General features: G+C 44.4%; 23 protein-coding genes and 10 tRNA genes. 5 read left to right on the forward strand and 28 right to left on the reverse strand.

Going from position 1 to position 25,499, the window contains the following annotated elements; all coding sequences use genetic code 11:
* Window positions 1-19 precede the first annotated feature (19 nt).
* Together VA249_RS11770 and VA249_RS11775 are read right to left on the reverse strand one after the other, a co-directional pair.
* Window positions 20-277 carry an oxaloacetate decarboxylase subunit gamma gene (locus tag VA249_RS11770; protein WP_221068100.1) on the reverse strand — a complete coding sequence of 86 codons (258 nt, stop codon included), beginning with the start codon at window positions 275-277 and terminating at the stop codon, window positions 20-22.
* Between the two features lie 511 nt (window positions 278-788).
* Entirely contained in the window at window positions 789-1,427 is a 639-nt protein-coding gene (locus VA249_RS11775; RefSeq protein ID WP_221068101.1) for a helix-turn-helix transcriptional regulator, read from the reverse strand.
* Window positions 1,428-1,993: 566 nt separating this feature from the next.
* Between VA249_RS11775 and VA249_RS11780 the strand changes: the two genes are divergently transcribed.
* Genes VA249_RS11780 through VA249_RS11795 form a run of 4 tightly spaced genes read left to right on the forward strand, consistent with a single transcriptional unit; the run spans window position 1,994 to window position 5,001 of the window.
* Entirely contained in the window at window positions 1,994-3,364 is a 1,371-nt protein-coding gene (locus tag VA249_RS11780; RefSeq protein ID WP_221068102.1) for a dentin sialophosphoprotein, read from the forward strand.
* A gap of 22 nt (window positions 3,365-3,386) precedes the next feature.
* Window positions 3,387-3,716, forward strand: a complete 330-nt coding sequence (locus VA249_RS11785) for a carbon storage regulator (RefSeq protein WP_128810198.1) — start codon at window positions 3,387-3,389, stop codon at window positions 3,714-3,716.
* Between the two features lie 5 nt (window positions 3,717-3,721).
* A complete protein-coding gene (locus VA249_RS11790; protein ID WP_221068103.1) occupies window positions 3,722-4,411 on the forward strand; it encodes a C39 family peptidase in 690 nt (229 codons plus the stop codon).
* 23 nt (window positions 4,412-4,434) lie between these two features.
* A complete protein-coding gene (locus tag VA249_RS11795; RefSeq protein ID WP_225923910.1) occupies window positions 4,435-5,001 on the forward strand; it encodes a hypothetical protein in 567 nt (188 codons plus the stop codon).
* A 246-nt stretch (window positions 5,002-5,247) separates the two neighbouring features.
* Here the strand turns inward: VA249_RS11795 and VA249_RS11800 are convergent, their stop codons facing one another.
* The 17 genes from VA249_RS11800 to pncC form a co-directional block, all read right to left on the reverse strand.
* A complete protein-coding gene (locus tag VA249_RS11800) occupies window positions 5,248-6,243 on the reverse strand; it encodes a transporter (RefSeq protein WP_221068105.1) in 996 nt (331 codons plus the stop codon).
* A gap of 272 nt (window positions 6,244-6,515) precedes the next feature.
* A tRNA-Arg gene (locus tag VA249_RS11805) sits at window positions 6,516-6,592 on the reverse strand.
* 79 nt (window positions 6,593-6,671) lie between these two features.
* Window positions 6,672-6,748, reverse strand: a tRNA-Arg gene (locus VA249_RS11810).
* A 79-nt stretch (window positions 6,749-6,827) separates the two neighbouring features.
* Window positions 6,828-6,904: transfer RNA gene (locus VA249_RS11815), tRNA-Arg, on the reverse strand.
* Window positions 6,905-6,983: 79 nt separating this feature from the next.
* Window positions 6,984-7,060, reverse strand: a tRNA-Arg gene (locus VA249_RS11820).
* A 79-nt stretch (window positions 7,061-7,139) separates the two neighbouring features.
* Window positions 7,140-7,216: transfer RNA gene (locus VA249_RS11825), tRNA-Arg, on the reverse strand.
* A 79-nt stretch (window positions 7,217-7,295) separates the two neighbouring features.
* A tRNA-Arg gene (locus VA249_RS11830) sits at window positions 7,296-7,372 on the reverse strand.
* A gap of 58 nt (window positions 7,373-7,430) precedes the next feature.
* A tRNA-Arg gene (locus VA249_RS11835) sits at window positions 7,431-7,507 on the reverse strand.
* Between the two features lie 86 nt (window positions 7,508-7,593).
* Window positions 7,594-7,685, reverse strand: a tRNA-Ser gene (locus VA249_RS11840).
* A 29-nt stretch (window positions 7,686-7,714) separates the two neighbouring features.
* A tRNA-Arg gene (locus tag VA249_RS11845) sits at window positions 7,715-7,791 on the reverse strand.
* Window positions 7,792-7,827: 36 nt separating this feature from the next.
* Window positions 7,828-7,919: transfer RNA gene (locus tag VA249_RS11850), tRNA-Ser, on the reverse strand.
* 383 nt (window positions 7,920-8,302) lie between these two features.
* The gene (gene csrA, locus VA249_RS11855; RefSeq protein ID WP_004415691.1) at window positions 8,303-8,500 is read right to left on the reverse strand and encodes a carbon storage regulator CsrA; all 198 of its coding nucleotides are present in this window, start codon (window positions 8,498-8,500) and stop codon (window positions 8,303-8,305) included.
* 92 nt (window positions 8,501-8,592) lie between these two features.
* A complete protein-coding gene (locus tag VA249_RS11860) occupies window positions 8,593-9,780 on the reverse strand; it encodes an aspartate kinase (protein WP_221068106.1) in 1,188 nt (395 codons plus the stop codon).
* Between the two features lie 199 nt (window positions 9,781-9,979).
* Entirely contained in the window at window positions 9,980-12,577 is a 2,598-nt protein-coding gene (alaS, locus tag VA249_RS11865) for an alanine--tRNA ligase (RefSeq protein WP_221068107.1), read from the reverse strand.
* 142 nt (window positions 12,578-12,719) lie between these two features.
* On the reverse strand, window positions 12,720-13,187 hold the full coding sequence (recX, locus tag VA249_RS11870) for a recombination regulator RecX (RefSeq protein ID WP_221068108.1): 468 nt from the start codon (window positions 13,185-13,187) through the stop codon (window positions 12,720-12,722).
* A 207-nt stretch (window positions 13,188-13,394) separates the two neighbouring features.
* On the reverse strand, window positions 13,395-14,435 hold the full coding sequence (recA, locus tag VA249_RS11875) for a recombinase RecA (RefSeq protein ID WP_221068109.1): 1,041 nt from the start codon (window positions 14,433-14,435) through the stop codon (window positions 13,395-13,397).
* Window positions 14,436-14,635: 200 nt separating this feature from the next.
* Complete coding sequence (pncC, locus tag VA249_RS11880; protein WP_221068110.1) at window positions 14,636-15,118, reverse strand: nicotinamide-nucleotide amidase; 483 nt, start codon at window positions 15,116-15,118, stop codon at window positions 14,636-14,638.
* A gap of 84 nt (window positions 15,119-15,202) precedes the next feature.
* Between pncC and mutS the strand changes: the two genes are divergently transcribed.
* The gene (mutS, locus tag VA249_RS11885; RefSeq protein WP_221068111.1) at window positions 15,203-17,764 is read left to right on the forward strand and encodes a DNA mismatch repair protein MutS; all 2,562 of its coding nucleotides are present in this window, start codon (window positions 15,203-15,205) and stop codon (window positions 17,762-17,764) included.
* Window positions 17,765-17,873: 109 nt separating this feature from the next.
* On the opposite strand, the gene rpoS is transcribed toward mutS, so the two are convergent.
* From rpoS to eno, 9 genes are all read right to left on the reverse strand, one after another.
* A complete protein-coding gene (rpoS, locus tag VA249_RS11890; protein ID WP_221068112.1) occupies window positions 17,874-18,860 on the reverse strand; it encodes an RNA polymerase sigma factor RpoS in 987 nt (328 codons plus the stop codon).
* A gap of 80 nt (window positions 18,861-18,940) precedes the next feature.
* A complete protein-coding gene (locus VA249_RS11895; protein ID WP_221068113.1) occupies window positions 18,941-19,864 on the reverse strand; it encodes a peptidoglycan DD-metalloendopeptidase family protein in 924 nt (307 codons plus the stop codon).
* A 14-nt stretch (window positions 19,865-19,878) separates the two neighbouring features.
* On the reverse strand, window positions 19,879-20,505 hold the full coding sequence (locus tag VA249_RS11900; protein ID WP_221068114.1) for a protein-L-isoaspartate(D-aspartate) O-methyltransferase: 627 nt from the start codon (window positions 20,503-20,505) through the stop codon (window positions 19,879-19,881).
* Window positions 20,505-21,281 (reverse strand): 5'/3'-nucleotidase SurE, encoded by a 777-nt coding sequence (gene surE / locus VA249_RS11905; protein ID WP_221068115.1) that lies wholly within the window; start codon window positions 21,279-21,281, stop codon window positions 20,505-20,507. The genes VA249_RS11900 and surE overlap by 1 nt, the downstream gene beginning before the upstream one ends.
* Window positions 21,281-22,324: a tRNA pseudouridine(13) synthase TruD gene (gene truD / locus VA249_RS11910; protein WP_221068116.1), complete on the reverse strand. Its 1,044-nt coding sequence runs from the start codon at window positions 22,322-22,324 to the stop codon at window positions 21,281-21,283. Before truD ends, surE begins: the two co-directional genes overlap by 1 nt.
* Before the next feature lie 46 nt (window positions 22,325-22,370).
* Window positions 22,371-22,847: a 2-C-methyl-D-erythritol 2,4-cyclodiphosphate synthase gene (gene ispF, locus VA249_RS11915; RefSeq protein WP_025622860.1), complete on the reverse strand. Its 477-nt coding sequence runs from the start codon at window positions 22,845-22,847 to the stop codon at window positions 22,371-22,373.
* Between the two features lie 14 nt (window positions 22,848-22,861).
* Window positions 22,862-23,569 (reverse strand): 2-C-methyl-D-erythritol 4-phosphate cytidylyltransferase, encoded by a 708-nt coding sequence (gene ispD / locus VA249_RS11920; RefSeq protein WP_221068117.1) that lies wholly within the window; start codon window positions 23,567-23,569, stop codon window positions 22,862-22,864.
* A gap of 4 nt (window positions 23,570-23,573) precedes the next feature.
* The gene (gene ftsB, locus VA249_RS11925; RefSeq protein WP_128810181.1) at window positions 23,574-23,852 is read right to left on the reverse strand and encodes a cell division protein FtsB; all 279 of its coding nucleotides are present in this window, start codon (window positions 23,850-23,852) and stop codon (window positions 23,574-23,576) included.
* 344 nt (window positions 23,853-24,196) lie between these two features.
* Window positions 24,197-25,498 carry a phosphopyruvate hydratase gene (gene eno / locus VA249_RS11930; protein ID WP_211915973.1) on the reverse strand — a complete coding sequence of 434 codons (1,302 nt, stop codon included), beginning with the start codon at window positions 25,496-25,498 and terminating at the stop codon, window positions 24,197-24,199.
* Window position 25,499: the final 1 nt, after the last annotated feature.

The raw sequence follows: 25,499 nt of genomic DNA on the forward strand, positions 1-25,499 counted from the left end.
TTTTAATCCTATCTTTCGGCTACTTCGCAACCGCGGCACGATGCTGATGAATCGCAGCCGAGATCGCCGCCACTACTTGTGGACTAACAGCGGAAGAGGTTGATTGAATATTGGTATTTGTTTTTGGTGCTGCGATCGGCTCAGGTACTTCTTCTGGTACCAATTTAGACAGTAGCCGAACGAGATAAACGAGAATAGTGAGGAAAATAAATACGACTGTCATCCCTGTGATCATCAGGGTGGCCGCATCTACTAGCAGGCTTCCTATATTTGTCATGTTGCTTCCTTTCTTTGTCATCCTGACAATACGCAGGACTTTAATAACGTTAAATCCCGATCAATGGATTATCTCGATTGGTTAAATTTTGTCAATTTTGTTTAAGGAAGCTTCTAAATAACCTCAAATTTTGACTATTTATTCACCACCCAGATCACATTTCGAGAGAAAATCCTCTTTCTCAATGGCATTGTTCAACATATAACCACATTAAATGAAAGTAATGACAAAAACTGCGATTCGGATTTCAAAACCCAAACGAACACAAACAAAAAAAGTGAAACAAAAACAGAAATATACACAAATTTAACTCACACAAAACAGACGCGCAACATTAGACGACAGCAATACTGAGTTGAAAAGAAAGGCTAAGGTGGGGCGAAGAATGTTATCAGAAAAGATTCTCTTCTCAATAAAATAGAATAATAGTTCCATTTAATGCCACATGACTAATTACGCATTGAATAAACCGCCAAAAGCCCTCTATTGCGCGCTGTTTTAAACACATTCACTAGGTAGTTAGCCCTCCATTCATTCTAACCATCTTGATAGCATCATGCCGTGAATGAACATCGAGCTTTTTGTATAGTTTATAAATATGACTTTTAACCGTACTCTCAGACAAAAACAATTGCGAAGCGATTTGCTGATTCGAAATACCGTAGGCAAGCAATTCCAAAATTTGCCTTTCACGACTAGTTAAATCATCATGATGACATTCCATCACGACATTTGAATGGCGATAGTTATTGATCAGTGTCTCTAAGTAACTTCTCGGCAACCAAAGGCCCCCTTTAAAAATATACCCCACACTTTCACTGATGTGCGCGACGGATGCATCACGCAATAAAATACCCTTTAGTAATTTCCAACGCAGTAACTGGTTATCTACTTGGTCACCTGGTACGTTGTGGATCATCAATGGCCAACCAAAGAGATCAAAATCTGGTAGACAATTTGTTGATTCCAATTGCAGCATGTAGTCGTAATCGATAAACACTAAATCCACGTTAATACTGTGGCTACGAAACACCGCTTCTTGTGGCAAACAAATTGTTATTTTCACTTCGCTTATTGATGAAAGCTGCTTCGCAATCAAACTGGTTTGTAAGTTATTTTCTGCAAGTAGGAGAAGGTATTTTGTTCCCATGTATCCTCCATCTTGTCGGCACTTTTACCACTTCCCTCCAGGCGCCGAACATTACGTTTATGTTTTAACCATAATAGAAATCAATAGATGAAATATAGCACCTCAGTCTGACTTTATAACAAGGAAACAACAAAGACATACATTAGAAAGGCCTACCATATTCCTTGCCACAATCAGTCAATCTCATGCTTTTATTTACTAAACCCTTGTTATAAATAAGGGCTTTTTCTAAACCACACGCCGCAAACCACAAATGCGTTTAAAACAGATTGCCCTAAAGCTTTCAACGTACGTACTTTTTCAACCTTTTTACCGTTCAAAACTCATACTCGAAGCATTCTTAACCAAACCCGCCTACCTAACTTGATGACTATAAAACGCTTTCATATACGAAAGAAATATAGGCCTACCTTATTCAATCAGCTGAGCAGTAACTTTTCTCATTATTGAGAAACTGCCTATTGATCTTATTCCTATACTTCCAGCGCTTCCAAGCCAAAAGAGGCAGCAAGAAGTTTACATGCAGTCATTTTTAAACAGGAATACAGGAAACGGAGTGATCAATTATGACGCTTAACAAGACAGGGCTTGCTATCGCAATGTCGGCGATTTTATTGAGTGGTAATGCATTAGCTAACAATGATGTCGATGATGGCAAAAATAACAATCAGTGGGATGACAGTGCTAACACGCTTTCAGTCACTGATAGCATGAATGACAACAGTAACAATAGTGACAATAGCAATAACAGTGACAACAGCGATAACAGCAATATGCAGTCGATAGGTCTTGCTGATAGCTTTAATGACAACAGCGACAATAGTGCTAGTAATGCTAATGACAACAGCAATAACAGCGATAACTCAAATGCGAGTACTAACGCTAGTTACAATGACAATAGCGCTACTGCTGCTAACGACAATAGCAATAACAGCGACAACTCAAATGCAAGTACTAATGCGAGCTACAACGACAACAGTACAAGCAACGCAAATGACAACAGCACTCATAATGCTAACGACAACAGCAACACCCAATCACTAGGCCTTGCTGATAGCTTCAACGATAATAGTGACAACAGCAATAACAGTGATAACAGTAACAATAGCGACAACTCTAACGCGAGTACGAATGGTAGTTACAACGACAACAGCACTCACAATGCTAATGACAACAGTACGAGTAATGCCAATGACAACTCGAATTCGAGCATGAATACCGCTAACAGTTACAACGACAATAGTACCAATAACGCGAATGACAACAGCAACAACAGTGACAACTCAAATTCGAGTATGAACACTGCTAACAGTTACAACGATAACAGCACTAGCAACGCTAATGACAACAGCAACAATAGTGACAATAGTAACAACAGCGACAACTCAGATTCGAGTATGAATACTGCTAACAGTTACAATGACAACAGCACTAGTAACGCCAATGACAACAGTAATAACAGTGATAACTCGAACTCGAGTGTGAACACTGCTACAGCTAATAGTCATAACGATAACAGTAACAACAGTGACAACAGTGATAACAGCGACAACAGTATCGCTAGTAGCTTTAACGACAACAGCGACAACAGCGATAACAGCGATAACAGTGACAACAGTGACAATAGCATCGCGAATAGCTTCAACGACAATAGCGATAACAGCAATTCAAGCACTAACACTGCGAATAGCTTTAACACGCTAGAAATCGACACTGATATGGTCGTTGCAAACTCTGAAGTGATGGGCTCTGTTAGTTCAACGTCGGTTAACTACTCAGCAATGGACAAAGATTCTACTGTTCGTGTTGATAATGTGAATAACCTAGGCGGTATGGGTAGCGCAGCGGGTATTACCACTGTGGCACAAAGCGCTGGCGGTAATGCACTGATTCAACAATCTGTAGCAACCAATGCGAGTGTCTTTACTGGCGACTAATGAGCATTATTAGGAGAAAGCGATGCGTTTGGCACTGTGTACCTTGGGTATGATAATTGCCGTTTCCGCCAACGCTGATGAGATAACGTTGTCTGACGAAAGTGTTAGTCTCGAAACAATGAGTGAAGCAAGAGGTGGTCAACATGTCGATATCGATCTTGACCTTGTCTATGCCGAATCAGATGTTTATGGGATATCGTCAGATAACGTCGCCAATAACACCATTAGCGGAAATAATATTTTATCTCCAGGTGCGTTCGCAGACAGTTCAGGGATATCGAGCGTGATTCAAAATACTGGGAATAACGTACTTATCCAGAACTCAACCGTCGTTAACCTGACACTCAAGTAAATACTATGAAATTAGTTCATAACCTCACTTGGCTGATGCTGGCAATTTCAGCATCAGCCAGTGCTTTAGAGTTTCTTCCTCATAGAGCGCATTACTCTGTGCCCGTAAAGAGCTACAAAGAAATTGTGTTTGGAGATGTGTTTCGTCAACAGTACGACTTCAGTTGTGGCTCGGCTGCACTGGCTTCATTGCTGACCTACCACTATAAAGCGCCATCTACGGAAGAGCAGATTTTTCAAAGTATGTACGACAGAGGTGATAAAGAAAAAATCAAAGAAAAAGGATTCTCTCTTCTTGATATGAAAGTCCACCTTGCTTCTCTCGGTCTAAATTCTGACGGTTTTCAGATTGGGTTAGAGAAGATCAAAAAGCTTGGGGTGCCCGGCATCACATTGGTGAACTTTGACGGCTACATGCATTTTGTCGTGATCAGGGGGATGAATAATGACTCTGTTATATTGGGCGATCCCTCTCGGGGCACAATGGTCATGAAAGTCGAACAATTTGAAAAATACTACCAAGGCATTGTGCTATTAGTTCGAAATGAAGCAGAAATCGGGCGAACAAGTTTCATCACTGACGATGACTTTTCAATTTACCATTCACCACCACTGGGAAACGGTATCGAACGTGGATCTTTAGGTGTATTTAGTAATTCTCTACCTATTGACGGTGAGAACTTTAACTACAGATAGACAAACATGGGAGGCAGATGGGCATGAGCTTAATAAAAGTAACGCTAGTACTTATCACCGCTATGTTAAGTTTATTGACTAAAGCCGATAGCTTGTCGATTGACGCACTCAAGCCTGTGACAAACGAGGCTTTATCTCAATATCGCGGCGGATTTAAAGTTGCAGACGACTACGTGATCAATATTGGCCTGAGCATCTCAACAACTATCAATGGTGAAAGTCTACTAAATACTACCATCGCGAACTTAGTCATTGAAAATGGTAACCTAACCAATATCCACGCCATAAATGGTTCTGGTTCGATCAACAGTGAACAATTTGATCAAGGTATCGTAAATATCATTCAATTTGGCGATGGCAATCTTATTGGTGACAGTACATCGAATAGCCCTGATATGTCTGCCCCACAGAGTCCTACCATTATCAGCTCTGAACTTATCAACTCAAGCATCATTAACATCATTCAAAACACCACCGATAACAGCGTGATCGGATTAAATACACTTGTTGATATCGATGCCCAAGTCAGTGGTGTAATGCAGCAAATTCGAAATAATCAGCGACTAGAAGATGCCTTACTCAACCACTGAATAAATCAAAATCACTGAACAAATGGGAATAATAGCGACAATTTATTCTCTGCGACAAATCAAACTTTCGACTTCGCCCCCCCGCTCATCCTCAGGCGATGGATAACAAGCTAACTGTCTTTCGCTTCCATCTTTCTTTGTCTTTGTCTTCGCCTCGGCGTTCCTAAGCCCTAATATGTAAGATGTCAACATGTGAGATGTCAGTGCTACATTCATCGCCATTTTGATATCGCAGCATTCCCTGCCCTAAAGGTTGTACGGAACCCGAATCGTTAACTGAAAATCTGGCGTGTCTTCGGTTAATCCCGCTTGAGCACTTACATTAATTGACGTTTTTTTGTTAAATGCATAGTTAACACCAAACGTGAATGAGTCAAGTTGAAGTAACTTCGCTTCATCCGAAGTCGACCCGTTTATTTTACTTTTTAAGATCGTTTTATGGCTCAACCCTAAAGAAAAAGACAAACTGGGATTGACAGAAAACCCCATTCCTCCGGATAGTGAAATAGTATCGCCAAGGTCGATGTCAACCTTGGAATCGCCTGTCGACACCGTATCCTTTAATGTATAAATATAACTAACATTAGCAAACAACACGGCGGGTGCGGTTGGATAGATCATCGTCACACTGGGCTCAAAGCTCCAAAAACCGGAACCAGTTGGCACGTCACTGAACGAATTACTACCTTGATCTATAGATACATCATAAGGGGAACGGCCAGTATCCGACTTAACTCGAAAGCCACCAATCCAATAAGGGGCGCTTTCAAAATTAAATTGGTGACGTATCGCGAATTCGAGATCCCCTAACCCACCACCATCAATCGTCGTGTTAATCACATCATCATTGGAACCATCTTGAATCGGACGGACTGAAAGCTGATCATTGCGATAAACATACGGTAATCTAAATTCCAGCTCAGTCGCATTAGTAAGGCCATAACGAGTCGTCAAACCAAAGGTCATCGTCGTTCGATCAGCATCACTCACTTCAATACGCCCAACAATAAGCGTTGGCAACACGGTATAACCAACCACAGAGACCTTATTTGAGGAGTTTTGCGTATAGTTGAATGATGAGTCGAATGACCACGTTCCTTTCGGCGTAAGCACGCCAGGACGGTCTATGACGTCCCCCACCGTTTGTGCTCGTTGTGGTACGTCATCCCCTTCGGCAGCAGAGGCCACTTGAGCCACACATAACATTCCTAACGCACCACTCGTCAATATCTTACCTATCATTGAAGCATCCTTTCTTAATGGTAGTTATTCCCAAGTAATCTTGGGGTGCAGGGTATATAAACGATTAGGTCAATTTTCTTTATTTCGCAATGTGTTGGCATGAATAACTTCGGTTTTCTTAGAACAAAAGCATTGAGAAAAGGCGAATTACATCCAAAGTGGATATCCATCAAAATTCGGCCACAAAAGAAAGCGTAGGGAGAGAGAACAAGAACTACATTTGGAGAAGGCAGATGCAAAAAAGCCTCGCAATAAGCGAGGCTTTTAATAAGTGGCGCGTCCTGGAGGATTCGAACCTCCGACCGCCTGGTTCGTAGCCAGGTACTCTATCCAGCTGAGCTAAGGACGCGCAGTTTTCGACATCAACCTTGTTTAACAACAAGTATCAATATCAGGATTCCTATCGTGTAAGAAGAAACCCTAAAGAGTGGCGCGTCCTGGAGGATTCGAACCTCCGACCGCCTGGTTCGTAGCCAGGTACTCTATCCAGCTGAGCTAAGGACGCGCAGTTTTCGATATCAACCTTGTTTAACAACAAGTATCAACATCAGGATTCCTATCGTGTAAGAAGAAACCCTAAAGAGTGGCGCGTCCTGGAGGATTCGAACCTCCGACCGCCTGGTTCGTAGCCAGGTACTCTATCCAGCTGAGCTAAGGACGCGCAGTTTTCGATATCAACCTTGTTTAACAACAAGTATCAACATCAGGATTCCTATCGTGTAAGAAGAAACCCTAAAGAGTGGCGCGTCCTGGAGGATTCGAACCTCCGACCGCCTGGTTCGTAGCCAGGTACTCTATCCAGCTGAGCTAAGGACGCGCAGTTTTCGACATCAACCTTGTTTAACAACAAGTATCAATATCAGGATTCCTATCGTATAAGAAGAAACCCTAAAGAGTGGCGCGTCCTGGAGGATTCGAACCTCCGACCGCCTGGTTCGTAGCCAGGTACTCTATCCAGCTGAGCTAAGGACGCGCAGTTTTCGACATCAACCTTGTTTAGTAACAAGTATCAATATCAGGATTCCTATCGTGTAAGAAGAAACCCTAAAGAGTGGCGCGTCCTGGAGGATTCGAACCTCCGACCGCCTGGTTCGTAGCCAGGTACTCTATCCAGCTGAGCTAAGGACGCGCAATAATCTTTATATTTTACTTTGTATAACCCGTTTATCAAACGAATTATTAAATAGTGGCGCGTCCTGGAGGATTCGAACCTCCGACCGCCTGGTTCGTAGCCAGGTACTCTATCCAGCTGAGCTAAGGACGCGCAATTCTTCTTGCTAAAGAAGCTGTGAAGCATATCACATTTTATTTCTTACGAAACAAAAAAAAGGCCAATGGCCAATCAATGAATGGCGGTGAAGGAGGGATTCGAACCCTCGATACGGGATAAACCGTATACTCCCTTAGCAGGGGAGCGCCTTCAGCCTCTCGGCCACCTCACCGTTTTCATTGTTATATCTCCGAAGAGATATGGCGCGTCCTGGAGGATTCGAACCTCCGACCGCCTGGTTCGTAGCCAGGTACTCTATCCAGCTGAGCTAAGGACGCACATTTTTTTGTGTTGATTTCTCAACGTTGCAAGAGTGGCGGTGAAGGAGGGATTCGAACCCTCGATACGGGATAAACCGTATACTCCCTTAGCAGGGGAGCGCCTTCAGCCTCTCGGCCACCTCACCGTCTTGCGGAGGCACATATTACGTTTTACCGAAAATATGTCAAACACTTTCTTTGAAAAAAAACGCAAAAAACGTTTAAGCGTTGAGGTTTTAATCAAAGTGATCATAAAACAAACTTTATCACTCTATTGTGATGAAAAAAAGAGAGTCTTCTCTTAAAAAATAACATTAATTCCCAAGTATCTGTGAATAGCACAATTCAACGAAATTCTATTAAAAATTATCTAGGCCAAACCGCTTTCAGTTTCTTGGCGCTTAGATCGAGGAGCTACCCAAACCCAAAATATCGCTCTTAGTTCACAAATTGCAAAACCAGAAACCAAAAAGGCTAGCCCATTGGCTAGCCTTTTACATTCAAACTAAGCTCTATATCTAGGAGCGGCTTAGTAGTTACCTGAAGCAACGTTTCCATTGCCCTTTTCAGCTTGAATGCGCATGTAGATTTCTTCACGGTGAACAGAAACCTCTTTCGGAGCGTTAACACCGATACGCACTTGGTTACCTTTAACACCTAGTACAGTTACAGTAACTTCATCACCAATCATAAGTGTTTCGCCTACACGGCGAGTCAAAATTAGCATTCTTTGCTCCTTGAGTAATCTCTAAATTTTCTTGCTACTAAGCTATTATCCAACAAAAGTTATATTTTCGTAAACTACCTTGTTACGGAAAATTAGCCTAAAAAGGCATGTTTTTGCTGAATCTTCAATACTTCACTGGATGAAATGTAAGCATCATGAAGAATATTTGCTGCTGAGTCCACATTTTCAGGAGATAAGACCAGCATCATAGTGAGTGCTTCTACTGCACAGAAATTGACGATAATATCTCGCTGTGCTAACAAATCACGAGCATGTTCTACCATTCCATTGGCTTCTAACCCGACTGCAGTAAGCATGCTTACCACTTCACTATTACGGATTTTGTCGCTGAACACCAGATCCAACTTGGCACATGCATCTTGTTTTATCATGATACCTGTTCGTTCTGTTTCATCGATCACATTCCAAATGTCGATTCCTAACATTTGACATTGTTTTGTCACGCTAGATAAATGTTCATTATCAACTTCAATAAAGGCAAGATCTCGTTGGATTGCGATACCAGAGATCGCATGATGACCAGATTCACCTTTAACTAAGCTACCTTCATTGACATCAAATGTTGACAGTACGCGTAAAGGAACGTTGTTTTTCCACGCATACTGAACAGAGGGTAAGTGTAGGACTTTCGCGCCACGACTCGCCATTGCTTCCATTGATGGAAAGTCAATCACTGGCATTTTTTGCGCGTTTTCTACAACTCGCGGATCACAAGTATAAATCCCATCAACGTCGGTAAAAATTTGGCATTCATCCGCGTTCAATGCACCTGCCAATGTGACGGCACTCGTATCCGAACCGCCCCGCCCCAATGTGGTGATATCCCCATTTTCATTCACACCTTGGAAGCCCGCAACGATAACAATTTGGTCTTGCTCAAGCAGTTCCAAAATTGCGGTTGTATCAATGTGAGTAATCGTAGCTTCATTATGATGATTATCCGTCACAATGTTTGCTTGAGCTCCGGTGAGTGAGCGTGCCGCACAGCCTAGCTTATTGAGAGCCATCGCCAACAGTGCCATAGAAACCTGCTCGCCAGCCGCTAGTAATACATCAAGCTCACGAGCTGTTGGAACGCTATCTACTTGCATCGCGAGATCCATCAAGCGATTTGTTTCACCTGACATAGCAGATACAACAACGACAACTTGATTTCCATCATTCTTTGCTTTAATGATGTGTTCTGCAACCTGATGGATTCTTTCAATTGAACCGACTGAGGTTCCACCAAATTTTTGCACGATAAGGGGCTTTTTCACCTGTTTTCACCTTCCCAAGATCAAAGTCTCATTCAGACTACTCATACTCTATTGAGCTAATGATATAAGCAGTCGTTGCAACAAAAACCAAATCACATCGGTAACTTGGTCAAGATAACGTCAATTAAACCACTTGGTTCCAAAAAAAAATTACGCTCAATCAAACAAGCTTGATTGAGCGTAAATTATGTTTAAATGATTATAGACGTTCTTCTAACCAAGGCTGAACAGACTGAATCGCTTGCGGTAGTGCAGCAACATCTGTACCACCCGCTTGCGCCATATCTGGGCGACCACCGCCTTTACCGCCAACTTGCTCAGCAACCATCTTAACTAGGTCACCCGCTTTCACTTTGCCGATTAGGTCTTTCGTCACACCAGCGATCAAGCCGATCTTATCGTCATTCACGTTTGCAAGAAGGATAACGCCGCTGCCTACTTGGTTTTTGATGTCATCAACCATAGTACGTAGGTTCTTGTTATCCGCGCCTTCTAGAGCTGCGATCAGTACTTTAGTACCGTTGATATCCTGAACTTTACCCATGATGTTTGCGCTTTCTGCTGCAGCCATCTTGTCTTTCAGTTTTTGGATTTCTTTCTCTAGAGATTTCGCTTTCTGTGCTGATTCAGCCAGTTTCTCTTCGTACTTAGCCGCTTGAGCTTCGATTGCGTCTAGCGCACCTTCACCCGTTACCGCTTCGATACGACGAATACCTGCTGCAATACCGCCTTCAGAGACGATCTTGAATAGGCCAATATCACCTGTGTTAGATGCGTGGATACCACCACAAAGCTCTGTTGAGAAGTCGCCCATTGATAGTACGCGAACTTCGTCATCGTACTTCTCACCAAACAATGCCATTGCGCCTTTCTTCTTAGCAGACTCAATGTCCATCACATTGGTTTCAATCTTATGGTTGCGACGAATTTGAGCATTCACTAGGCGCTCAACTTCTTTTAGTTCTGCCGCCGTTACTGCTTCTAGGTGAGAAAAGTCAAAACGCAGGCCGTCAGCTTTTACTAGCGAGCCTTTCTGCGTAACGTGCTCACCAAGCAATTGGCGAAGTGCTGCATGCAGCAAGTGCGTTGCTGAGTGGTTTAGAGATATAGCTGCGCGACGCTCAGCGTCAACGATCGTTGCAACTTCATCACCTTTCGCTAGAACGCCTTCCGCCATCACACCGTGGTGCGCAATCGCATTGCCTAGTTTATGCGTGTCTTCTACACGGAACACACCAAACTCAGTACGGATTTCACCAGCGTCACCACATTGACCGCCTGACTCAGCGTAGAAAGGTGTTTCACCCAGTACGATGATGGCTTTGTCGCCTGCAGATAGTGACTCTACTTCGTTGCCTTCAACGAACATCGCTGCTACCGAGCTAGAGCCCTTAGTCCCTGTGTAACCACAGAATTCTGTTTGCGTATCAACTTTGATTGCCGCGTTGTAGTCAGTACCGAAGTTACCAGCTTCACGCGCACGTTGACGCTGCTCTTCCATCGCTTTCTCGAAACCTTCTTCGTCGATAGCGAACTCACGCTCACGTGCAACGTCGTTAGTTAAATCAGCTGGGAAGCCGTAAGTGTCGTAAAGTTTGAAGACGGTTTCGCCGTCGAGTACTTTACCGTCGGTTCCTTGCGAAGAAATGTTATCTAACGCTTCATTTAGAATCGCCATACCGCGTTCAAGTGTACGACCGAAGTTTTCTTCTTCGATACGCAATACTTTTTCAACCACAGCTTGTTGACGCTTCAGCTCTTCGCCAGCCGTACCCATGATGTCAGCTAGTACACCAACCAATTTATGGAAGAATGCACCTTGTGCGCCCAGCTTGTTACCGTGACGAACTGCACGACGGATGATACGACGTAGAACGTAACCACGACCTTCGTTTGAAGGCATAACTCCATCAACGATCAGGAATGAACATGAACGGATGTGGTCAGCAATAACGCGTAGCGATTGGTTTGATAGGTCTTCATAGCCAATCGTTTCAGCTGCTGCTTTGATCAGCGCTTGGAACACGTCGATTTCGTAGTTAGAGTGAACGCCCTGCATGATCGCAGAGATACGCTCAATACCCATACCGGTATCTACAGACGGTTTTGGTAGCGGCTCCATCGTGCCATCAGCATGACGGTTGAACTGCATGAAGACGTTGTTCCAGATCTCGATGAAACGGTCACCATCTTCTTCAGGAGTACCAGGGCGACCACCCCAGATGTGCTCACCGTGATCATAGAAGATTTCAGTACATGGACCACAAGGACCAGTGTCACCCATTTGCCAGAAGTTATCTGACTCGAATGGCTTACCACCTTTCTTATCGCCAATGCGGATAATTCGGTCTGCAGGAACACCTACTTTTTGGTTCCAGATATCGAATGCTTCGTCATCTGTTTCGTAAATTGTTACTAGTAGACGGTCTGCTGGCAGCTTAAGCGTTTCTGTTAGGAATTCCCAAGCGAAAGCAATGGCGTCTTCTTTGAAGTAATCGCCAAAGCTGAAGTTGCCTAGCATTTCAAAGAACGTGTGGTGACGAGCTGTGAAACCAACGTTTTCCAGGTCATTGTGCTTACCACCAGCACGTACACAACGTTGAGCCGTAGTTGCTCGAGTGTAGGCGCGTTTTTCCAAGCCTAGGAAGCAATCTTTAAATTGGTTCATACCTGCGTTTGTGAACAGCAGTGTTGGGTCGTTATGTGGAACTAACGATGAACTTTCTACGATTTGGTGTCCTTTGCTTTCAAAGAACTTGAGGAACGCGTTACGAACCTCATCAGTGCTCATGTACATGCAGCTCTTCCTGAAAATAGTCGAGTTAGAATTTTGCCGTATTGTAGATCATGCAATCAGCTACGACTAGTTTTCTTGCGGAAAAGAGGAGCTAGAAGAAAAAATTTGAAGCAAAACAAAAATCAGCGTGAACCATTCATCGCTAATCTTCGTCCTCAAAGCTCAGTGCATAGCTGATTTGGTCAAAACTGTAGCCACGATATTGCATAAATCGCACCTGTTTAGCGTACTCTTTCTGGTCTTTGGCTTTGATTCCTTTAAATTTCTTCTCAGCTGCCATTCTTGCTAATTCAAACCAGTCCTGCGGCTCTTCTGCCATCGCCATATCAATGATCGATTCCGCGACACGTTTTTGATTAAGTTCTTGACGAATGCGGCGCTCGCCGTGACCTTTATAAACATGCTGACGTACTTGGCTTTTGGCATAACGCAGGTCATCCAAATAATGATGGTCGAGACAAAAATTAATGGCCGCGTCGATGTCTGTCTCTTCATAACCCTTTAGAGCCAACTTTTGGTATAACTCGTATTGTCCATGGTCTCGACGGCTCAATAATTGGATAGCCGCTTCTTTGCTAGATAGAGTCGGCGCTTGACGCTTTTGGTACATGATGATCCTAAAACTGTTTTTGCTATACAGACTCTATAACAATCGTAGTAAATAATCGTTCACTCTAGCTTGCTAAGGGCGCGAGTTCTGATCGTTTGCCTACCCTAATTGATATAAATCTGCCCTTTGTTTTTTCTACTTTGATTTCAGCAGATACAACAAAGCCCCGCATAGCAGGGCTTTGTTCAATATGATTCAATCAGAAGATTAAAACTCTTCTTGCTCTGATTTTTCATCTGATTCTGGCGCATCAGGGAGTGCCGGAGAAAGCAACATTTCACGAAGTTTGGTATCGATAGTCTTAGCAATCTCAGGGTTTTCGCGTAGGTAGTTACAAGCGTTCGCTTTACCTTGACCAATCTTATCGCCATTGTAACTGTACCAAGCACCTGCTTTTTCAACTAGCTTGTGCTTCACGCCTAGGTCGATCAATTCACCTTCGCGGTTGAAACCCTGACCGTACATGATTTGCGTGTTTGCTTCTTTAAACGGGGCAGCAATCTTGTTCTTAACCACTTTGATGCGAGTTTCGTTACCAACAACCTCATCACCTTCTTTGATTGCACCAGTACGGCGAATATCTAGGCGAACAGAAGCGTAGAACTTAAGTGCGTTACCACCTGTAGTTGTCTCTGGGTTACCGAACATCACACCAATCTTCATACGAATCTGGTTGATGAAGATACACATACAGTTAGACTGTTTTAGGTTACCCGTTAGCTTACGCATTGCTTGAGAAAGCATACGAGCTTGAAGGCCCATGTGGCTATCGCCCATTTCACCTTCAATTTCTGCTTTTGGTGTCAGTGCGGCTACTGAATCGACAACCATAACGTCGATAGCACCAGAACGTGCCAGTGCGTCACAGATCTCTAGAGCTTGCTCACCCGTATCTGGCTGAGAAACTAACAGTGCGTCGATATCAACACCAAGCTTCTTCGCGTATACCGGGTCTAGCGCGTGCTCTGCATCGATAAACGCACAAGTTTTACCTTCACGTTGCGCGGCGGCAATAAGCTCTAGTGTTAATGTTGTTTTACCTGAAGATTCTGGACCGTAGATTTCTACGATACGACCCATTGGCAGGCCACCAGCACCCAAAGCGATATCAAGAGAAAGAGAACCCGTTGAAATGGTTTCTACGTCCATTGTGCGGTTGTCGCCAAGACGCATGATAGAGCCTTTACCGAATTGCTTTTCAATTTGACCTAGCGCAGCGGCGAGCGCTTTCTGTTTGTTCTCGTCCATTACTTTCTCCGATTTATTCATCTTCTTTGGGCGATGAATCGTAATTCATTTTTCTTAAGCAGAATAACTGCTCAGCAATGAAAGTTATTATACTGTTGATTCATACAGTGTCTATACCTGTATGAAAAAAAATTGGCTTACACAAAGCAACGATTTGCTCTAGCCCTTATCAACGTTGGGCTAAGGCAAATTGAGAAATTTTAACTAAGATGCTGATGCAGCTGAGTCAGTGCATGTTCCACTGCTTTTTTGCGAACTTGTGCACGATCACCAGTAAAATACATAGTTTCAACCAGTTGCCAACTTTGATTGTCAGCGAAAGCAAAACAGACCGTCCCTACGGGTTTCTCTATACTGCCGCCACTTGGCCCAGCGATCCCACTGATCGAGACCCCGATCGTTGCATTCGAGTTTTTCAACGCACCATGAACCATTTCAATCACAACAGGTTCGCTCACAGCACCATAGGCTTCTAATGTTGAAGCTTGCACACCCAGCATTTCTATTTTTGCTTCATTGCTGTAAGTCACGAATGCACGATCTAACCAAGCTGAACTACCTGCAATATCGGTAATCGCAGTGGCAACCCCACCGCCAGTACACGATTCTGCCGTGGTTAGCACGTGAGAATACTTAGTCAGCAACGCCCCTAAATCTGCACTCAATTTTGTGGTTCTTTCCATCGTCAAAATGCCCTTTGTCTCTTTTTACTTGATAGGGTTTCACGTATCCTAAGCCGCTACGGAAATAAACAAAAGTACTTACCTGTGAAAGCTGAACAAAAACACACTCCGATGATGCAGCAATATCTCAAGCTAAAGGCTGAGAACCCTGAAATCTTGCTGTTTTACCGCATGGGCGACTTCTACGAACTCTTCTACGATGATGCGAAGCGTGCATCTCAATTGCTGGATATTTCGTTGACCAAACGCGGTGCGTCGGCAGGTGAGCCTATCCCAATGGCTGGTGTTCCATTCCATGCGGTTGAGGGGTATTTAGCAAAACTTGTTCAGCTAGGGGAATCTGTCGCGATCTGTGAACAGATCGGCGATCCCGCGACAAGTAAAGGCCCGGTTGAACGTAAAGTCGTACGCATTGTTACACCAGGTACTGTAACTGATGAAGCGCTGTTATCTGAGCGCATCGACAACCTGATTGCCGCCATTTACCAACATAACGGTAAATTCGGTTACGCGACATTGGATGTAACTTCGGGTCGCTTCCAGTTGGTTGAGCCTGAAACTGAAGAAGCAATGGCAGCAGAACTTCAACGTACTGCACCACGTGAGCTTTTGTTCCCAGAAGATTTTGAAGCGGTTCACTTGATGTCGAGCCGAAATGGTAATCGTCGTCGCCCAGTATGGGAATTTGAACTCGATACCGCCAAACAACAATTAAATCAGCAATTCGGAACACGAGATCTCGTTGGCTTTGGCGTAGAAAAAGCCAACCTTGGGTTATGCGCCGCTGGTTGTTTGATCCAATATGTAAAAGACACCCAGCGTACTGCCCTGCCGCACATTCGTTCATTGACCTACGACCGTCAAGATCACTCCGTCATTCTCGACGCTTCGACGCGACGTAACCTTGAACTCACTCAAAACTTATCTGGTGGTACAGACAATACTCTCGCAGCAGTTTTGGACCACTGTTCAACGCCAATGGGTAGTCGGATGCTAAAGCGTTGGTTGCACCAACCAATGCGCTGTGTAGATACGTTGAATAATCGCCTAGATGCAATTGGTGAGATCAAAGATCAAAGCTTGTTCAGCGACATTCAGCCTATCTTCAAGCAGATTGGTGATATTGAACGTATCCTTGCTCGTTTGGCGCTTCGATCTGCACGTCCTCGCGATATGGCCCGTCTGCGCCATGCGATGCAACAGCTGCCTGAGCTTGAATCGATTACTTCTTCCCTAGCACATCCATACTTGGTTAAGTTGGCTCAATTCGCCGCTCCAATAGACGATGTTTGTGATTTGTTAGAGCGAGCAATTAAAGAAAACCCGCCAGTGGTTATTCGCGAGGGTGGCGTGATTGCTGAGGGCTATAATGCTGAGCTCGACGAATGGCGAAAACTCGCAGATGGTGCAACCGAGTATCTGGAAAAACTCGAAGCGGATGAACGTGAGCGTCATGGTATCGATACGCTAAAAGTTGGTTACAACGCCGTACACGGTTTCTTCATTCAAGTCAGCCGTGGCCAAAGCCATCTTGTTCCACCACACTATGTGCGTCGACAAACGCTGAAAAACGCTGAACGCTACATCATCCCTGAACTGAAAGAGCATGAAGATAAGGTACTAAACTCTAAATCGAAAGCGCTAGCAGTTGAGAAAAAACTGTGGGAAGAGCTATTTGATCTGTTGATGCCAAATCTTGAGAAGATGCAAAACCTTGCTTCGGCGATTTCTCAGTTAGACGTACTACAAAACCTAGCCGAACGTGCCGATTCACTTGATTACTGCCGCCCAACGTTAGACAAAGAAGCGGGCATCACCATTCAAGCAGGTCGTCATCCGGTCGTAGAGCAAGTAACGAGCGAACCTTTTATCGCAAACCCAATCGAGCTTAGCTCAAACCGTAAGATGCTGATCATCACCGGTCCAAACATGGGTGGTAAATCGACCTACATGCGCCAGACTGCGTTGATCGCTTTGATGGCTCACATTGGTTCATACGTACCTGCAGAATCAGCTCATATCGGATCTTTGGATCGCATCTTTACCCGTATCGGTGCGTCTGATGATTTAGCATCTGGTCGCTCTACTTTCATGGTGGAGATGACCGAAACAGCAAACATTCTTCATAACGCTACCAAAAACAGCTTGGTGCTAATGGATGAAATCGGTCGCGGTACCAGTACTTATGACGGTCTTTCTTTGGCGTGGGCAAGTGCTGAATGGCTTGCCACACAGATTGGTGCAATGACGCTGTTTGCGACCCACTACTTCGAATTGACTGAGCTACCAAACCTACTGCCAAACCTAGCCAACGTTCACCTTGATGCGGTTGAACATGGTGACAGCATTGCCTTTATGCACGCAGTTCAAGAAGGTGCAGCAAGCAAGTCTTATGGTCTAGCCGTTGCTGGTTTAGCGGGCGTTCCGAAACCAGTGATAAAAAACGCTCGTATGAAGCTCTCTCAGCTTGAGCAATTAGGCCAAGGCAAAGACTCTCCGCGCCCTAGCGCGGTAGATGTAGCGAATCAATTAAGCCTGATCCCAGAGCCAAGTGATGTAGAGCAAGCTCTGTCGAACATCGATCCTGACGACTTAACGCCGCGTCAGGCACTGGAAGAACTTTACCGCTTGAAGAAGATGCTCTAGCTTCTGAAGTTATCTAGTAAAACGCAAAAATACAGTAAAACGCAAAAAGGCTATGGTCCCCCATAGCCTTTGTTTGTTCTAAACTCGCCTCTACTTGAGGTGTCTATTTTTAGTCGTCTTCTACGTTGAATAGGTTTTCCATATTCAGACCTTGTTTGATCAAAATCTCGCGTAATCGACGCAAACCTTCAACTTGTATCTGACGAACACGCTCACGCGTTAAACCAATCTCACGTCCCACTTCTTCAAGTGTTGATGGCTCATAGCCAAGCAGACCAAAACGACGTGCTAGCACTTCTTTCTGTTTTGGATTCAGCTCTTCTAGCCAATGGATCAATGAAGACTTAATGTCATCATCTTGCGTTGATACTTCCGGATCAGAGTTGCTTACATCTGGGATAATGTCGAGGAGAGCCTTTTCTCCATCCCCACCAATCGGTGTATCAACCGAACTAATACGTTCGTTCAGACGCAGCATCTTACTGACATCTTCAACAGGGATATCCAACTGTGCGGCAATTTCTTCTGCCGTTGGTTCATGATCGAGCTTTTGAGAGAGTTCGCGCGCGGTGCGCAGATAAATGTTTAGCTCTTTCACAACATGAATTGGTAGGCGAATCGTGCGAGTTTGGTTCATCAATGCGCGTTCGATAGTTTGACGGATCCACCATGTCGCATAAGTAGAAAAACGAAACCCGCGCTCTGGGTCAAACTTCTCTACCGCACGGATCAAACCAAGATTACCTTCTTCAATAAGATCGAGCAGCGCTAAACCACGATTGCTATATCGACGAGAAATTTTAACCACAAGACGCAAGTTACTCTCGTTCATTCGTTTGCGCGCAGCTTCATCGCCTCGAAGCGCGCGACGAGCATAGAGTACTTCTTCTTCTGCAGTAAGTAGCGGAGAGAAACCTATCTCGCCAAGATACAGCTGTGTGGCATCTAGGCTTTTGTTGCTCGCGTCAAGCTCTTCGCGTACAACCGTTTTAGTTTCTTTAGACGGAGTTTTTTCAAGTTCGCTTGCTGTGCTTTGCACTGCCGTTTTGTCATAACCGAACTCTTCAACTTTGGTTACTGTGTTGCTGATACTCATAACGCCTCCCCCTGGCGAGTTAGCAAGACATTACAACTCAATATGTCGCTAAATGATTTCGCAAGTTGTTGTTCAAAGTTTTAAGGCAAATAGCGTTTAGGATTGACTGATTTACCTTGATAGCGAATTTCAAAGTGCAGTTTGACGGATTTAGATCCTGAACTACCCATAGTTGCAATCTTTTGCCCGCCTGTAACACTTTGTCCTTCTGACACCAGCAGTCTGTCATTGTGTGCGTATGCGCTTAAATAATTATCGTTATGCTTCACTATAATAAGATTGCCATAACCTCGTAGCGCATTACCCGAGTAGACCACTGTGCCTGGAGCGGTTGAAACAATGGATTGACCCCGCTGCCCTGCGATATCAATGCCTTTATTTCCCTGTTCTCCCGCTGAGAAGTTACTAATTACTCTCCCTTTTGTCGGCCACAACCACTTTGATACTTTATCATTCTTCGCGGTGGTCACTGGCGGCTTTGGTTTGACATTTTGGTTAACTTTTGTACCAACATACTCCTTTGATTTGGATTGTTCAACCGTCTTTGGCGGCTGTTTTTTTACGACATTGGCCGTCGTCTTCATAGGCTGTTGAGTAGAGCTTTTACTTGAATTCGACGACTTCGCAACCGTAGTTGACTTGCTCACTGGTGCAGGTTCCTTTGCAACTACAGGAACAACAACGGGTTCCACTTTATGCCCAAATTTAGGGGAGACATATTTCGGAGCCCAAAGTTTTAGTTTTTGGCCAGGAAAGATCGTGTAAGGTGCTGTCAAATCATTGTAACGAACTAGTTCTTTTACATCTCTATCTGTGACGTAGGCTATAAAATAAAGCGTATCTCCTTTCTTTACTTCATAGTAACTGCCTCTATAACTGCCTCGTTCAACGCTAGAATAATCTTTATTGAGACTAGAAACCGGCGCAGGTGAGTGCGCTGCACAACCAATAAGTCCTGCAGCGAGTAAGCAGATAATAGAAAAACGACGTAATAAACTATTCACCTAGTGTAAAACCCTTAAGCCAAATCACCTGCAACGAGTGGTACAAATCTTACCATTTCCACAACGGTAGAAAGATACTGTTCACCTTTTCGTTCTATTTTTAATAATTGCTGTTCTTCTTCACCAACAGGGATAACCATTTTTCCACCGTCGTTAAGCTGAGCTAACAGTGCTTGGGGAATGCTTTCTGCCGCTGCGGTAACGATAATGGCATCAAATGGTCCCCTCGCTTCCCAGCCTAGCCAACCGTCTCCATGCTTCGTTGAAACATTGTAGATATCCAGTTGTTTTAGGCGTCGCTTTGCGTCCCATTGTAAAGACTTGATACGCTCTACCGAGTATACATGCTCAACAATCTGAGCAAGCACTGCGGTTTGATAGCCTGATCCAGTGCCAATTTCCAAAACGTTACTCTCCCGCTTAAGTTCAAGTAACTCTGTCATCTTTGCCACAATGTAAGGCTGAGAAATAGTTTGCCCCTGACCAATGGGTAATGCGTTGTTATCGTAAGCTTGATGCATCATCGCTTGCGAGACAAAACTTTCTCGGGGTAATCGATAGATGGCATCCAATACACGTTGATCCGTAATGCCACTGGAGATAAGAAATGCTATCAACCGGTCAGCATGTGGGTTACTCATTATTTCTCTTCCTTTAACCAACTATCCATTGCTCGCAATGATTCATGAGCGGTGAGATCGACTTGCAATGGGGTAATAGATACTCGCCCCTGTTCAATCGCATTAAAGTCTGTCCCCAGACCAGCATCTTGCTCTTTGCCTGGAGGCCCCAACCAATAAATGTCATGACCGCGTGGATCTTTCTGTTTAATCATACTTTCAGCGTGGTGGCGAGCACCTAGACGAGTCACTTCTATTTCACCAAGTTCATCGAGTGAGAGATCTGGTATGTTCACGTTCAATAATCGATTGGTTGGAATAGGACGCTGCAAATGTTGTTCAACCAATCGACGTGCTATTTTTGCTGCTGATTGGAAATTCTGTTTGCCGACGAGCGAAAACGCAATGGCCTGCACACCAAGAAAGTGACCTTCCATCGCTGCGGCAACCGTACCAGAATACAGCACATCATCCCCAAGGTTAGCGCCATGATTAATGCCAGATAACACAAGATCGGGCAGATCATCTTTCATTAGCTCATTAAGCGCAAAATGCACACAGTCTGTTGGCGTGCCCTGAACTGAGTATGTTCTATCGGCAATCTCTGTTACGCGCAATGGCTGCTCTAATGTCAGCGAATTGGACGCACCAGAACGATTTCGATCCGGTGCGACAATGGTCACTTCTGCAATGGCTTTTAACTCATCAGCAAGAGCATGAATGCCTTGAGCATGAACGCCGTCATCATTGCTGAGTAAAACTCTTAAAGGCTTTGCGTCAAGTGAGTCAGGTTTCATTAATACTCTCTTTCTACTTTTTCTTCGTTAACCAACTCTCGCACGATTGAGGTAGCAAATGAACCTGCGTCAAGTGAGAATGTCAACGTGATGTTGTTTCCATCAACCGTCCAAGTTAAGTCTTGCGGCTTAAGCGCAATATCACGTCGGTCATGACGCATTCGGTTACCACGGATCAACGCCATTAAATCAGGTTCTTCATCTAAAAACGGTTGCTCTAATACCAGCGCATCACTTTGGGTAGGCAGCGCATTATCGCCAGCAAGTGCAGCTGTAATAGAGACCTCACCTTGCATCAGTTGAGCTTGTAGCTCTGCAATGTTGCTTGCATCAATGAGTTGAGTGCCAGATTGGGTCTGTGCAATATCACCATCGATGAATTTATCAAATACACCATTCTCTAAACGAGCAGAAACAATATGGTTGAAGATCCAAGAGCGCGCAGCAGATAAGTACATGCTGCGTTTGTTTTGATTACGTGTACGAACGTTTTCACGCCCCCATCGACGCGCTTCTTCAAGGTTGTTGCCATCGTTACCAAAACGCTGGCTGCCAAAGTAGTTTGGCACACCAACTTGTTTCACTTTTTCAAGACGTTGCTCAACATCGGCCACGTCACTCACCTCAGACAAGGTAACCACAAACTCGTTCCCTACTAGGTCACCTGGACGTAACTTTTTGTTGTGACGATCTGTGGCAATAATTTCAATGCTCGGATATTGCGCCAAGAACTCAGAAAAATCTGGTGTCTCACCTTTTGGTAGGTGAACACTTAACCATTGCTCGGTCACTGCGTGGCGATCTTTAAGACCGGCCCAGCTAACGTCTTTCGACTTCACGCCACAAGCTTTTGCTAATTCGTTTGCAACAAAGCTGGTATTTTCTCCGGTTTTACGAATACGCACCATCAGGTGCTCACCTTCACCAGTAAAGGCAAAGCCAAGGTCTTCACGTACTTGGAAATGCTCTGGTTGTGCTTTAATTTTTGCTGATGCTACAGGCTTACCAGTTAGGTAAGCGAATGATGATAAAATGTCTGACATGATCTTTTTCCGCTGCTACTGCAGCTCTTAGGAGCAAATTGCTAGGTTATTGCTTAAAGAGAAGTACAACTGCTTCCGTTGCAATGCCTTCTTTGCGTCCAGTAAAACCAAGACGTTCTGTCGTCGTTGCTTTTACATTGATATTACTAATGTCGGTTTCCAAATCTTCGGCAATAGCGGCGCACATTGCATCAATGTGCGGTGCCATTTTTGGCGCTTGAGCCATAATGGTCACATCTGCGTTACCCAATCGGTAGCCTTGTTCTTTAACTCGGCGGTAGACGTCTTTCAACAATTCACGACTGTTTGCACCTTTCCACTTATCATCGGTATCAGGGAAATGACGGCCAATATCGCCAGCAGCAATCGCGCCCAATAGCGCATCGCTTAATGCATGAAGCGCGACATCACCATCTGAGTGCGCAATGAGGCCTTGTTCATAAGGAATGGCCACGCCACCAATAATCACTGGGCCTTCGCCACCAAATTTATGTACGTCGAAACCATGACCAATTCGAATCATTTTCTATCCTTTCTTTACTCGCCGCGCTCACGGCTTAGATAAAACTCGGCTAACGCGAGATCTTCTGGCTGAGTGATTTTTATATTGTTCGCATTCCCTTGGACCAGTGCTGGCTTCTCACCTAACCATTCTATCGCAGAGGCTTCGTCTGTAATGGTTACACCTTGTTTTAATGCGTCAGCCAATGCTCGAGTAAGCTGTTGAGTTTGAAACATTTGTGGGGTCAGTGCATGCCACAGTGCTTCTCTGTCTACCGTATGGTCAATATCTTGTGCTGCGTTCGCTCGCTTCATTGTATCTCTGACTGGAGATGCAAGGATGCCACCAGTTGGATGTTGACTACAAACCGCAATCAAACGGTCAATATCGGAAATTGAAACACAAGGTCTTGCGGCATCGTGTACCAATACCCAATCACACTCAAGCTGTGTATCTACATAGTTTAGCCCTGATAGCACAGAGTCCGCCCTTTCTTTGCCACCCGCGACTCGAATCACGTCTGGATGATGAGCAATCGGCAACTCAGGGTAGTATGGGTCGCCATCAGTAATCGCGACAACAACCTTAGAAATTTTGGGGTGAGAAAGGAGTTTCTCTACAGTGTGTTCAAGAACCGTTTTGTCAGCAATCAACAAATACTGTTTAGGGCGATCGGCTTTCATGCGGCTACCAACTCCAGCCGCAGGAACGATGGCTACATAAGACGATGAGCAACTAGACATCAAATTACTTTTCCTCACCAATCATCCGATAGAACGTTTCGCCATCTTTGACTAACCCAAGCTCATGGCGAGCGCGCTCTTCAATCGCATCTAGACCTTGTCTCAAATCATCGATCTCAGCAAACATTTCATTATTGCGGGCTTGAAGCTTACTGTTCACTTGCTGTTGAACTTCAATCTCATTCTCTACTGTGTAGTAATCTGATACCCCGTTTTTGCCAAACCAAAGGGTATATTGAAGCCAGCCAAACAGTAACGTAAGGGCTATTACAAAGATTCGCATATCGCAGCTAACATTCTGTTCCGGAGGGGGTTAATAAGGAGACATATATAGCACAAATGCGAAGTTGCCTCTAGGGGAGAAGAAGATAACTCAGTATCTCTTCCTAAATCAAAAACAAAACACTCTACACAATCGAGATGTTTTTTGAAGCGTTCGTGCATTACTGATAGATCGGTATGATGGGCCTTTAACTTCTTTAAGACCGTTTCTTTGCCATCATTAGAGGGGAAGAGGAAAGTGCCCACCATGAGCCTTCATTCATCATAAAAAAACAGATAAAAAAACACCCCGCCGAAGCAGGGTGTTTTAAAAGCTTTAAGTTAAGCGATTAATTCAATTAAGAATTAAGCTTGACCTTTCACTTCTTTAAGACCGTTGAAAGGAGCGCGCTCACCTAGAGCTTCCTCGATACGGATTAGTTGGTTGTACTTAGCAACACGGTCAGAACGGCTCATAGAACCAGTCTTGATTTGACCTGCAGCTGTACCTACTGCTAGGTCAGCGATAGTTGCATCTTCAGTTTCGCCTGAACGGTGAGAGATTACAGCTGTGTAACCTGCGTCTTTAGCCATCTTGATTGCAGCTAGAGTCTCAGTTAGAGAACCGATTTGGTTGAACTTGATTAGGATAGAGTTAGCGATGCCTTTCTCGATACCTTCAGCTAGGATCTTAGTGTTAGTAACGAATAGGTCGTCACCAACTAGTTGAAGCTTGTCACCTAGTAGTTCAGTTTGGTGCTTGAAGCCAGCCCAATCAGACTCGTCTAGACCGTCTTCGATAGAAACGATTGGGAACTTGCTAGCTAGGTCAGCTAGGTAGTGGTTGAACTCTTCAGAAGTGAAAGTTTTACCTTCGCCTTTCATGTTGTAGATGCCAGCTTCTTTGTCGAAGAACTCAGATGCTGCACAGTCCATAGCTAGAGTCACGTCTTTACCTAGTTCGTAACCAGCAGCTGCAACAGCTTCTGCGATAACTTCTAGCGCTTCAGCGTTAGACTTAAGGTTTGGAGCGAAACCACCTTCGTCACCAACTGCAGTGCTGTAGCCTTTAGACTTAAGAACTTTAGCTAGGTTGTGGAATACTTCTGCACCGATACGTAGAGCTTCTTTAAGAGTCTTAGCACCAACTGGTTGGATCATGAACTCTTGGATGTCAACGTTGTTGTCAGCGTGCTCACCACCGTTGATGATGTTCATCATTGGTAGAGGCATAGAGAACTGACCAGCAGTACCGTTTAATTCAGCGATGTGCTCGTATAGAGGCATGCCTTTAGCAGCAGCTGCTGCTTTAGCGTTTGCTAGAGAAACCGCTAGGATAGCGTTAGCACCGAATTTAGATTTGTTTTCAGTACCGTCTAGTTCGATCATCACTGCGTCGATTGCAGCTTGGTCTTTAGCGTCTTTACCAACTAGAGCTTCAGCGATTGGGCCGTTTACAGCTTCAATAGCTTTAAGAACACCTTTACCTAGGAAACGTGATTTGTCACCGTCACGTAGCTCAAGAGCTTCGCGAGAACCAGTAGATGCGCCAGATGGAGCTGCCGCCATACCTACGAAACCGCCTTCTAGGTGTACTTCAGCTTCTACAGTTGGGTTACCACGTGAGTCGATGATTTCACGACCTAGAACTTTAACGATCTTAGACATT

This window comes from Vibrio alfacsensis, assembly GCF_019670485.1.
Taxonomy (GTDB): Bacteria; Pseudomonadota; Gammaproteobacteria; order Enterobacterales; family Vibrionaceae; genus Vibrio; species Vibrio alfacsensis.